Source organism: Nocardia sp. XZ_19_231 (assembly GCF_015355705.1).
In the GTDB taxonomy this organism is placed as follows: domain Bacteria; phylum Actinomycetota; class Actinomycetes; order Mycobacteriales; family Mycobacteriaceae; genus Nocardia; species Nocardia salmonicida.
Genome location: NZ_JACUZI010000002.1, coordinates 179,246 through 190,368 on the forward strand (window position 1 = coordinate 179,246; position 11,123 = coordinate 190,368).

Annotated in this window: 10 protein-coding genes and 1 tRNA gene; 3 read left to right on the forward strand and 8 right to left on the reverse strand. The window is 67.9% G+C overall.

The features are described from left to right. Positions 1-50 precede the first annotated feature (50 nt). On the forward strand, positions 51-923 hold the full coding sequence (locus tag IBJ82_RS08065) for an NAD(P)H-binding protein (protein WP_194825364.1): 873 nt from the start codon (positions 51-53) through the stop codon (positions 921-923). Positions 924-969: 46 nt separating this feature from the next. Here the strand turns inward: IBJ82_RS08065 and IBJ82_RS08070 are convergent, their stop codons facing one another. Beyond that, positions 970-1,392, reverse strand: coding sequence for a hypothetical protein (locus IBJ82_RS08070; RefSeq protein WP_194825365.1), 423 nt, complete (start codon positions 1,390-1,392; stop codon positions 970-972). Positions 1,393-1,620: 228 nt separating this feature from the next. Between IBJ82_RS08070 and IBJ82_RS08075 the strand changes: the two genes are divergently transcribed. Next, positions 1,621-1,692, forward strand: a tRNA-Gly gene (locus IBJ82_RS08075). 34 nt (positions 1,693-1,726) lie between these two features. Here the strand turns inward: IBJ82_RS08075 and IBJ82_RS08080 are convergent. Then, entirely contained in the window at positions 1,727-3,157 is a 1,431-nt protein-coding gene (locus IBJ82_RS08080) for a lipase maturation factor family protein (protein WP_194825366.1), read from the reverse strand. Positions 3,158-3,229: 72 nt separating this feature from the next. Then, complete coding sequence (locus IBJ82_RS08085) at positions 3,230-3,859, reverse strand: histone deacetylase (RefSeq protein WP_194825367.1); 630 nt, start codon at positions 3,857-3,859, stop codon at positions 3,230-3,232. 102 nt (positions 3,860-3,961) lie between these two features. On the opposite strand from IBJ82_RS08085, the gene IBJ82_RS08090 reads away from it, so the two are divergent. Further along, complete coding sequence (locus IBJ82_RS08090; protein ID WP_228536800.1) at positions 3,962-4,555, forward strand: DUF6636 domain-containing protein; 594 nt, start codon at positions 3,962-3,964, stop codon at positions 4,553-4,555. Positions 4,556-4,622: 67 nt separating this feature from the next. Here the strand turns inward: IBJ82_RS08090 and IBJ82_RS08095 are convergent, their stop codons facing one another. The 5 genes from IBJ82_RS08095 to IBJ82_RS08115 form a co-directional block, all read right to left on the reverse strand. Further along, entirely contained in the window at positions 4,623-6,878 is a 2,256-nt protein-coding gene (locus IBJ82_RS08095) for a cation-translocating P-type ATPase (protein WP_194825368.1), read from the reverse strand. A 62-nt stretch (positions 6,879-6,940) separates the two neighbouring features. Beyond that, positions 6,941-7,879, reverse strand: coding sequence for a hypothetical protein (locus tag IBJ82_RS08100; protein ID WP_194825369.1), 939 nt, complete (start codon positions 7,877-7,879; stop codon positions 6,941-6,943). Between the two features lie 131 nt (positions 7,880-8,010). Then, positions 8,011-9,426: an MFS transporter gene (locus IBJ82_RS08105; RefSeq protein WP_194825370.1), complete on the reverse strand. Its 1,416-nt coding sequence runs from the start codon at positions 9,424-9,426 to the stop codon at positions 8,011-8,013. A 137-nt stretch (positions 9,427-9,563) separates the two neighbouring features. Beyond that, on the reverse strand, positions 9,564-10,190 hold the full coding sequence (locus IBJ82_RS08110; protein ID WP_194826159.1) for a sterol desaturase family protein: 627 nt from the start codon (positions 10,188-10,190) through the stop codon (positions 9,564-9,566). A gap of 128 nt (positions 10,191-10,318) precedes the next feature. Then, the gene (locus IBJ82_RS08115; protein ID WP_194825371.1) at positions 10,319-11,056 is read right to left on the reverse strand and encodes a FadR/GntR family transcriptional regulator; all 738 of its coding nucleotides are present in this window, start codon (positions 11,054-11,056) and stop codon (positions 10,319-10,321) included. Positions 11,057-11,123 lie beyond the last annotated feature (67 nt).

An 11,123-nucleotide genomic window follows, 5' to 3' on the forward strand; every position in this document is an offset into this window, starting at 1 on the left:
GTGCCGATTTCTCCTATATCCGCAGGCAGCCCGGCGGCCATGCTCATTCCATGATCCTGATCACCGGTGCGACAGGCACCATCGGAAGCGACATCGTTCGACAGTTGGTTGCCGAGGGCGTCCCCGTCCGGGCGGCGACCCGCGACCCGAAGCGGACCGAGTTCCCCGCCGGGGTCGAGGTGGTTCGGGTCGACTACCGCGACCCGACAACGTTCGGGCCCGCCATGCGGGGTATCGAGGCCGCGTTTCTCGTCGGGATCCCCGGCCCGGACGACACCGGCACCGATGCCGCGTTGGTGGCTGCCGCGTGCGAGGCCGGTGTGCGGCGCGTGGTGAAGCTGTCCGCCGTCGGCACCGGCGATCCTCGGTTGGGTGTGCCGGGCTCCTGGCATGTGCCGGGGGAGCAGGCCGTGCGCGACTCGGGCCTGGAGTGGACGATCCTGCGCCCCAACACTTTCGCCTCGAATACGTTCAGCTGGATCGAACCGCTCAGCAGCGGTCACCCCGTCCCGAACCTCACCGGCGAGGGCAGACAGGCCGTGGTCGACCCGCGCGATGTCTCGGCGGTCGCCGTCGCGGCGCTGCGCTCCAACGACCACCACGGCCGCACCTACACCCTGACCGGCCCCGCCCTGCAAACCGGCCGCGACCAGGCCACCGTCCTCGCCGAGATCATCGACCGCCCGATCGCCGTCACCGATATCGCCGAAGCCGACGCCCGTACCTTCATGGTCGACGCGGGCCTGCCGCCCGCCTTCGTGGACGGCGCACTGACCGGCCAAGCCTTCATCCGCGGCGGCCACAACGAACTGATCACCGACGACGTCGAACGCGTCCTCGGCCGCCCACCCCGCAGCTACGCCACCTGGGCCGCCGACCACCGCGCCGCCTTCGTCGACGGCGCCGCGACAGCGCCCCGCTGACCAGGCGGACGGGTCCGGCGCGTGGCGGCGCACCGGACCCGTCGGCTCAGTTCATCGTCAGCACCCACGACCCGTTGCAACCCCTGCGGGCGTTCATATTGCCGTCGTAGACCCAGTTGAACCTGATCGGCGGGTTCGTGCGCACATTCCAATTCCCGGACGGCGAGGTCACCAGCTTGCCGTTGCGCGTCAGCACACCGACCTGGTCGTGGTCGAACTGCCACTTTCCGCCGCTGGTCGGGTAGTTCAACCGCACCGTCACCCGCCCGCCCGTGTGGTTCTGCACCACCAGACACGACCCCGGTTCGGTACGGCTGACCGCGTACTCCCCGAAACCATCGTCTTCCACGTTCTCCCCACTGTCGGTGTACTCCACCGGGTCGGTGAAATCGGCGTGCGCGGGCCCGGCCCCCAACACGGCCGCCGCCGTCACCGCAACGCCCGCCGCAATCATCCCCAGGGTCTTCACGAAGTTCCTCCCGTAGCTCCTGCGACCGATGCCGCGTTATGAAAAATTCTCTCCCGCAACCACTTACACAATCTTGTCGCCCGCTTAACGACGCGCGCCGACGCCCGCATCTCACCGCGGTCGCAGCCCAGGGGTGAGCCCGGATTTCGTAGTTCGGGAGTTTCGCGCTAGAGTTCCTTTTCGCACGACGAAGTCACCGGCGGTCGCCGGATCGGGTTCGGAAGGCACGCGGATGTGGCGCAGTGGTAGCGCATCACCTTGCCAAGGTGAGGGTCGCGAGTTCGAATCTCGTCATCCGCTCAACGAAAAGCCCGGCCATTGTGCCGGGCTTTTCTCATTGTCGGCGTCGTTCGAGGCGCTCGCGATTCAGCGGCGGCAGGAACTCGCCGATCAGTGTTCGGCGCCACCAGATCCGCTCGCGGAACAGTTCGGCGGGCGTACTGAAGTGGTACTCGTACAGCCGGGCGCGCAGGTAGCGCGGCGGTGCGTCGGGGAACGGGCAGTGCCGCAGCAGGCGCAGGGTGTCGGGGTCGTTGTCGAGCAGCCGGGTGACCAGCGGCAGCGCCCACGATCGCGCATAGGACGGGGACAGCGCGGCGAACCACATCAGCCAGTCCAGCCGCAGGTGATACGGCGCCCACTGGCGCGGGCGAAACCGTGGGGCCCCCGGTTTGCCCTTGAACTCGTATTCGCGCCACACCGTGTCCGGCTCCAGATGGGTGGCGTCGGTGCCCTCCAACACGATCTCCTGACGCACCCGGGTGATACTGCCGAACGCGCCATAGGTGTTGACCAGGTGCAACGGTTCGAAAGAGGCATTCATCGCCTGCCGTGCGGACAGCAGGTTGCGCACCGGCCAGAAACTCAGCACGACGACCATCGTGACGAAAGCGATGACAGCGCCGAGGAACCATCGGGGCGGCTCGGCCACCGCCGGCGCGTCCGGCAGCACCGGGTACGCGCTGACAGCGGTCGTCGCCAGGAGCAGGGGCACCCAGTTCAGCCAGGCGAAGTTGCCCGAGAGCACCAGCCACAACTGCGTGACGATGATGATGCCCGCCGCGACGCTCGCCACCGGCTGCGGCGCGAACAGCCCGAAGGGCACGATCAGCTGGGCGACATGATTGGCCGCGACCTCCACCCGGTGCAGCGGCCGGGGCAGGTGGTGGAAGAACCAGCTCAGCGGGCCGGGCATCGGCTGGGTCTCGTGGTGGTAGTACAGGCAGGTCAGGTCACGCCAGCACCGATCGCCGCGCATCTTGATCAGCCCGGCCCCGAACTCCACCCGGAACAGCAGCCAGCGCGCGGCCAACAGCACAAGCAGCGGCGGCGCGACGGTGTCATTGCCGAGGAAGATCGCCAGAAAACCTGCCTCGAGCAGCAGTGTTTCCCAGCCGAACGAGTACCAGGCCTGCCCGACATTGACGATCGACAGATACAGCGCCCACAGCGCGAACCACAGCGCCATCGACGCCCACAGCGGCACCAGATCCGCGGCCCCCAGCGCGAGAGCCACCGCCAACACCGCTCCCGACCAGGCCAGGGCGGCATAGAACCGATCGGAGTAGTGCAGGTGGAACAGGCTCGGTGACCGGCGAAACGGGGTCCGAGCCAGGTAGCGCGGCACGGGCAGCATCCCCCGCTCGCCGAGCAGTGCGCGAAATTGCAGCGCGGCGGCGAGGAACGCGAGCGCGTAGACCACCGCCAGGCCACGCTGGAAGATCAGCCTGCCCTGCCAGTACTCCGGTGCCGTGAACCACTCCATGCACCCGCTCCCGCACGGTCGGCCTCCCCGATTCGATTGTCCTCTTGCTGCTCGCGCGGCGGAATGCCCTCGTCAGCCGCTGAGTAGGACCCGCAAATCGTCATCGCGCCACCGCCCGGCAACCCCCGGGCACACTCGCAGATACTCCACGATGCGATCGGTGTCCCAACCGTGTGACTCGCGCAGTCCCGCGCCGATCATGGCGAGGTACCGGGCCGACGGTCGTTGCGGTGCAACAGTTTCCGGATCCCACGGCGCGGTGAAGGTAAGAATGGGCACACCGTCCCTCGTGCCCGCGTGCAGCACGGTTTCGTAGCGACCCGGCCCGAGACGCACCGCGCCGTCGGCGAGCACCCGCGCCAGGTCGAAGTCGGCGCCGGGCTCGCGGTACATCTCCTGAGCTTGGAGATCGGCGAACTGGTCGACGGTGAGCAGGTATCCCCGCGCCGCGGTCGGCCGCTCCTCGGCGGGCCGGTCGGCGTAGAAGGCGACGCCCCCGGTCCACACCGGGCTCTGCCAGGCAAAATACAGGCTGCCACGCAGCGTGAGGGCGGTGACGGCCGCCGGTGGAGTGGGATCGCGGAACCCCGGATAGGTGTGCGCGGTCTGCGGTGGCGTGCCGCCGCAGCGGTAGAAGTCGAAGCGCGCGGCATGCATATTGGAGCCGTACGCGGCGTACCAGACGTGCTGAGCTGGAGTCACGGGCTCACCTCGGTCACGGTTCTATGAGCGAAGGAAACGAATTCGCTCCCGCTCTCGATTCTTCCTTCGATAGGTCACCGAGGACATCGAGGGGGAGAGATCATGAGATCAGTCATCGTGGTGGCCGCGCTGGTGGCACTGGCGGGGGGACTCACCGCCTGCGACAACCAGGATTCCGCCCCGCTGCCCACCGTCGCTCAGCCCGCCGACTCGTCCACAGCCCAGACCGGCGCAGAACCGACCCTTGTGCCCGGCAATGCTGCCCCGACCGACCTGCCCTCCCGCGACGCCGCCACCGTCGACGCCCGCGACTACCAGCAGCGCGACAACTTCTACTTCCAGTCGCCCACCGGAAACATCCTGTGCGGCTTCGTCGAAGAGGCCACACTCGGCGTCGGCTGCCAGCTGGCCGATACGCGCGTGATCCCACCCGAACTCCCCACCTGCGACAATTCCCCGGCCCGCAAGGTCGCCGCCCATGTCTACGGCGGCACAGCGGAATTCCTGTGCACCAGCCAGGGTGTCTTCGTCGGCGAACCGGTGGACGGCACCAGCAAGGGTGGCGGCAGAACCCTGAACTATGGCGACACCATCATCGTCCGCGCCGCCGCCTGCACCTCCACCGAACAGGGCGTCCGCTGCGACGTCGGCGGCCACGGCTTCTTCATCTCGGCAGACCGGCAATACCTGTTCTGAACTGGGCAAACGGAAAGCGACGGTCTCCGTGGACCCCCTAATACGGAGACCGCCGCTTTCCGTAGTCCTACTGCGCGGTCGACTTGAACCGGCGCAGGCGCAGGCTGTTGCTCACCACGAAGACGGAGCTGAACGCCATGGCGGCGCCGGCGAGCATCGGGTTGAGCAGCCCCGCCATGGCCAGCGGGATGGCGGCCACGTTGTAGGCGAAGGCCCAGAACAGGTTGCCCTTGATCGTGGCGAGAGTGCGCCGCGACAGGCGGATCGCGTCGGCGGCGGCGCGGAGGTCGCCGCGGACGAGGGTGAGGTCGCTGGCCTCGATGGCGACATCGGCGCCGGTGCCCATCGACAGGCCGAGGTCGGCCTGGGCCAGGGCGGCCGCGTCGTTGACGCCGTCACCGACCATGGCGACGACCTTGCCTTCAGCCTGCAGCCGCTTGACGGTGTCGACCTTGTCCTGCGGCAGCACCTCGGCGATGACCTCGGCGATGCCGACTTCGTCGCCGATGGTGCGGGCCGCCCGGGCATTGTCGCCGGTGAGCAGGATCGGCGTCAGCCCGAGCTCACGGAACTGAGCGATGGCCTGCGCCGAGGTCGGTTTCACCGCGTCGGCAACAACGAGCACGCCGCGCGCCTTGCCGTCCCAGCCGATGGCCACCGCGGTCTTGCCCGCCGATTCCGCTTGCACCAGCACGGTTTCCAGCTTCTCGTCGAGCGGCTGCGACCAGTCGGCCAGCAGTCGCGCCCGGCCGACGATCACCGCGTGCCCGTCGACCACACCCTGCACGCCGAGACCTTCGACATTGGCGAAGCCCTCCACCGGCAGCAGCGCGCCGAACTCCTCCCGCGCACCCTTGGCGATCGCCTGCGCGATCGGGTGCTCCGACGAATCCTCCAGTGCACCAGCGAGTTCCAGTACCTTGCTGCCCAGTTCGCCCTCGGCGGGGATCACGTCGAGCAGGGTCATCTTGCCGGTGGTGACGGTGCCGGTCTTGTCCAGCACGATGGTGTCGACCTCGCGGGTCGATTCCAGCACCTCGGGTCCCTTGATCAGGATGCCGAGCTGCGCGCCGCGTCCGGTACCCACCATCAGCGCGGTCGGCGTGGCCAGGCCGAGGGCGCAGGGGCAGGCGATGATCAGCACCGCCACGCCCGCGGTGAAGGCGGCGGCGACCGAACCACCTGTGCCGAGCCAGAATCCGAGCGTGGCGGCGGCGAGCGCGATGACGATCGGAACGAAGATGCCGGAGATCTTGTCGGCCAGCCGCTGCGCCTGCGCCTTGCCGGTCTGCGCATCCTCGACGAGCTGTGCCATCTGGGCGAGCTGGGTGTCGGCGCCGATCCTGGTGGCGCGTACTACGAGTCGGCCGCCGACGTTCACGGTGGCGCCGGTGACACCGTCGTCGACGCCGACCTCCACCGGTACCGACTCACCGGTCAGCATGGACGCGTCGACCGCCGACGTGCCTTCTGTGATCACACCGTCGGTGGCGATCTTCTCGCCCGGCCGCACGATGAACTCGTCGCCGACGGCCAGCTGCTCCACCGGAATGCGCGTCTCGACTCCACCGCGAAGAACCGCGACGTCCTTCGCTCCGAGCTCGAGCAACGCCCGCAGCGCCGCGCCGGCCCGTCGCTTCGACCGCGCCTCGAAATACCGCCCGGCCAGGATGAATGTGGTCACGCCCGCCGCGGCTTCGAGGTAGATGCTGCCGGTGCCGTCCATCCGCGCGATAGTGAATTCGAACGGGTGCTTCATCCCCGGCGTGCCCGCCGTGCCCCAGAACAGCGCGTACAGCGACCAGCCGAACGCGGCGAGCGTGCCCATCGACACCAGCGTGTCCATGGTGGCGGTGCCGTGCTTCAGGTTGGTCCACGCGGCCTGGTGGAAGGGGAGCGCGCCCCAGATCACGACCGGCGCGGCCAGCGTCAGCGACAGCCACTGCCAGTTGGTGAACTGCAACGCCGGGATCATCGCCATCGCGATCACCGGCACGGTGAGCAGCGCCGACACGATCAGCCGGATGCGCAGCGAGGCCGTCGGGTCCGCTTCGGCAACGGGCGTTTCGCCGGTCTCGGGCTTCTTCGGCGCGGGGAGTGCCGCGGTGTAGCCGGCCTGCTCGACGGTGGCGATCAGCTCCTCGGGGGAAACGTCACCGGTGAAATCGACGCGCGCCTTCTCGGTCGCGTAGTTGACCGTGGCGGTGACCCCGTCGAGCTTGTTGAGCTTCTTCTCGATCCGGTTCGCGCAGGAAGCGCAGGTCATGCCACCGATCACCAGTTCTACCTGGCCGGTGCCCGGTGGGTGTGTCACGGTGGTCATGGGGTGCTCCTTCGTTCCTGATAGCAATTCTTGCTGAGAGGTCGCGGGTGAAACAGGTGGGGTCAGTGGCCGTGGCCGGGTGTGCCGTTGTCGGCGGGTGCACTGGTCGGGGCGGGGTTGCTCGCACCGGTGGCGTTCGGCGTGGCGACCCGCACCGTGAACTCGGCGGTGCGCACCACGCCCTGGTGCTGGAAGTCGAGGAACAGGCGGTAATCGCCCGCGCTCGGCGCGTTCACCACGAAATCGATGCCCGGCCCGGCAGGGGTGACTCCGTCGCCGGGTGAGCCCTCGGGGTGGACGTGCAGGTAGGCGAGGTCGGCGGCCCGTAGCGCGACCAGGTGGCCGTAGGCGCCGAGGTATGGCTGGAGGTCGGTGACCGGGGTGCCGTTACGGCTGACCGAGAGCGTCACCTTCGATGCCGTGCCCGGCGTGACCGCGCCGTTCAGCGCGACCGTGTACTCGCCGACCTGCGCGGTGGCGGCCGGGGCGGGGAGCGCCTGCACGTCGTAGTTGCCTGCCACGCGCAGATCGGCGCCGAGCGTCAGGTTCGACCCGCCCTCGGGGGTGAAATCGGCGTAGACCCGGTAGTCACCGCCCCGACTGAGGTTCAGCGGAACAGTCCAGGTCCCGGCCGGATCGAGGACGGGGTGTACGTGCTGGAAACCCGCCATGTCGCGCCGGACCACGATCAGGTGCAGGTCTTTGTCGTGGCTGTTCACGTACTTCGTGACCGGTGCCCCGTTCGCGTCGAGGATACGAAAACTCGTCGACGACTGCGGTGCGGTGGTGGTGTCGGGCTTGTCCAAGGCGAGCGTGTAGCCCTGATCGGTGGCGAGCAGGCCGCCCGGCATCTCCGCGGACGGTGCCGCCGCGGTCGCGTGCTCACCGTGCCCAGCCGGTTCGGAAGGTTCCGGACCGACAAGGTCGCCGACGACCAGAGCGATCCCGAAGACCGCCACGAGGCCGAGGGCGAATCCGGCGAACTTGCCTGTTGCGTTCATCGGGAATGCTCCGTTTCGGTTCAGTCTGCGAGTTCGAAGCCGGTGATGGCGTCGGCGAGGGCGGTGTGTGCGGGTGTGGTGCCCGCGATGGTCACCCACCAATACTTACCATACCCCCCTAGGGTAGGGTGTCAAACGGTCGCGTCGGCCTTGTTCGCGGCTGGGGTGCGCATGGTCGCCGCGGTGATGCCCGCGCCGGCAATTGCCAAGACACCCGCCCCCAGGAAGGCCGAGGAGTAGCCATCGGTCAGTGCCGAGGAGTCGCCGAGCTCGCTCGCGCCGAACGCGGCGGCCACCGCCGTCATGGCGGCCAGGCCGAGCGCCGAACCCACCTGGTAGCTGACGTTGACGATGCCCGAGGCCAGTCCGCCTTCCTCGGGACGGGCCGCCGAGATGGCGGTGCCGAGCGAGGGAATGAAAGCCAGCGACATACCCCCCGCGGCTATCAGCGAGGCGGGCAACACGTCGACCCAGAAATTGCCGGTCGGCCGCACCAGCGACATGACCCCGAGGCCGAGGCCGAGCACGATCAGGCCGGTGACGATCATCGGCTTCGCGCCGAAACGCTGCATCGCCTTCGGCGCGAGAACCACCATGCCGAGCATGATCAACGTGGTCATCGGCAGCAGTGCCGCACCAGACGGGAACGCGCTGTAGCCGAGTACCTGCTGTAGGTACAGGTTGAGGAAGAACCACATCGGTACCCAGGCGGCGGCCAGCGCGAACTGGGCGAAGTTGGCGGCGGCCAGATTCGGTGCGCGGAAGATGCTCAGCCGCATGAGCGGTTCACCGCGCCGGGCCTGGATGACGACGAAGCCGGCCAGCAGCGCGGCGGCCAGTGCCAGTACGCCCCAGGTCTCACCTGAAGCCCAGCCGACTTCCGGCGCCTGCACGATCGCGTACACCGCCGCAGCCAAGCCAGCTGTCACAGTGACGGATCCGGCGATATCGATGGATCCCTTACGCGCCGGGGCGGCGGGCATCAGCAGCGGCACAGCGATCAACGCGAGCACCGCGATCGGGATATTGATGTAGAAAACCCAAGGCCAGCTCATGTATTCGGTGATCACACCACCGAGAAACACCCCCGCGGTACCACCGGCGGGCGCGGCCGCGCCATACACCGCGAGCGCCTTGGTGAGCTCCTGCGGCGAGCCGCCGAACAGCATCATCAGCAGCGTGAGCGCCGAAGGTGCGATCAGCGCCGCACCACCACCTTGAATCGCCCGCCCGGCCAGCTCGACGCCGACACTGCCTGCCGCACCGGCGATTACGGAGCCGACACCGAGCACCACCCAGCCCGCGGCGAACACCCGGCGAGCACCGAGCAGGTCGGAAAGCCTCCCGCCGAGCAACAACAGACCGCCGAAGGCGACCACATAGGCATTGAACACCCACGTCAGATTGCCCGGTGTGAACCCGAGTTCGCCCTGCATCTTCGGCAGCGCGATCCCGATGATCGAGGTGTCCATGATGACCATGAACTGCGCGGCGGCGATCACCGCCAGCGCCCACCACTTCTGGGTGGATTGCGTTTGCGTAGTCACGACTTCGTCCTTTCGAGCGGAATGCTTCGGGTTCTCGGTACCATACCCCCCTAGGGTATAAATCTGTCAAGCAAAAACCCGGCTCGCGTATTGGTGCGAGCCGGGTCTGAGTTCTGCCCCGAGGTTGTACCTCGGACCTAGTCGGCGTGGAGGTTGCGCGCCGTGGGGGAGGTCGGTGTCGTGGCCGGGTCGGGGGCGGTGCCGAGTAGGCGGTCGGCGGTGCCGGAGGTGGTCACGGTGAACCAGTAGTGCTCGTTCTTGTAGTGGTGGTGGCGGTGGTTGCGCCAAATTGCGCGGTACAGGGCATGTTTCGGCTTGTAGTCGGTGTGGATCAGGTAGTGCGTCCACTCGTAGAGCAGGCCGAGGGTGGTGATGGTCAGTAGGAAGGTGAGGCCGAGGCCGGTGCGGGGGAAGGCGAGTAGGGCGATCGCGACCAGGGCGACGATCGTGAGCAGCAGCGACTTCGGCGGAATGAAGATCAGCGGGATGTCGCGCGGGTCGACGTGGTGCTCGCGGTGTTTGCGGGCCAGTTCGCTGTCGATAGTCAGCGGGCCGAGATGCCTTGGGCGCCAGTGCAACACGGTGACATGGATGATCCATTCGATGACCGGAAACGCGGCCAGGATCAGCACGGGAACAAGAGCGTCGGTGAGTTGCCAGTCGCCGATGGCGACGCGGGCAGTCACCGCGACCACGAAGACCGCGGCGATCATCCAGGGTGACGGATGCCGGAGGAATTCGCGGGCAGCCTCGCTCAGGGGCATGCTGCGCCGGATTGCGCGCGGCGAGCCGCGGTCGGGAGTTCGGCGGCGTTCGGTCGCACGGGTTTCGTCGGCGATGTCGTGCGACGTCGTTGTCGGACGGTGCTCGGTCATATCATTCCTCGGGTAATTCACGCCACGTCGAGGGCATGGATCAGGGCGGTGGTCGCCGGCTCGAGCAGTGCTCGAGCGGAATCGGCGGCCCGTTCCGGCTCGCCCGCGGCGATCGCGGCGGCCAGGTCTCGATAGGCGTCGGCGTTGCCCACCTCGGCGGACATGATCGGCGCCAGCGCGGCCAAGGCGGGTTCGTAGGCGGCGCGCAGCATGGAATACATCAGCCGGAAGGCGATCGAATCGGCCAGATCGAGGATGTGGTCCCAGAATTCGAGGGCGATCAGCTGCTGAGTAAGGGGATCGGATTCGGCGACAAGGGAATCGACGGATTTGCGCAGCACCGTCAATTCGCTGTCGACCCGCGGATCGGTCGCGCCGCGCGATCGAACCCGCGCGGCCGCGAGCTCGGCGATCTTCGGCCCGTTGTGCAGCCGCGCCTCGAGAATGCTGCGAGCGACCGCAGGATCGATGGAATCCCCCCGAAGCAACAGTCGCGGCAGCACTTCCAGCCCAGCGCTGCGCCGATAGTCGAGCACAGTCGTCGCCTCACCTTGCCGAACGGCAACCAGCCCGGCCGCGGCCAACCGCTGCAACGCCTCCCGGACAGCGGGCCGCGAAACCCCCAATGCCTCGGCCAACTGCCGCTCACTCGGCAACGTGCTCCCCGCCGCCAACTCCCCGCCCAGCACTTCGGCGGCGATCTGCTCGAACACATCACCGGAAACCGAGCGCTTCACCACGGGAGTCCATGCCATACCCCGATAATGCGCCTTCGATGGTAAGAGGTCAAGTGGTCATACCAGTTGTTGCGGAATTGAGGGG

Bases quoted from the DNA above. Each gene is read 5' to 3' on its own strand.
- IBJ82_RS08115 (WP_194825371.1), bottom strand. From the start codon at position 11,056: ATGGCATGGACTCCCGTGGTGAAGCGCTCGGTTTCCGGTGATGTGTTC.
- IBJ82_RS08110 (WP_194826159.1), bottom strand. From the start codon at position 10,190: ATGCCCCTGAGCGAGGCTGCCCGCGAATTCCTCCGGCATCCGTCACCC.
- IBJ82_RS08080 (WP_194825366.1), bottom strand. From the start codon at position 3,157: ATGGAGTGGTTCACGGCACCGGAGTACTGGCAGGGCAGGCTGATCTTC.
- IBJ82_RS08095 (WP_194825368.1), bottom strand. From the start codon at position 6,878: ATGACCACCGTGACACACCCACCGGGCACCGGCCAGGTAGAACTGGTG.
- IBJ82_RS08100 (WP_194825369.1), bottom strand. From the start codon at position 7,879: ATGAACGCAACAGGCAAGTTCGCCGGATTCGCCCTCGGCCTCGTGGCG.
- IBJ82_RS08065 (WP_194825364.1), top strand. From the start codon at position 51: ATGATCCTGATCACCGGTGCGACAGGCACCATCGGAAGCGACATCGTT.
- IBJ82_RS08090 (WP_228536800.1), top strand. From the start codon at position 3,962: ATGAGATCAGTCATCGTGGTGGCCGCGCTGGTGGCACTGGCGGGGGGA.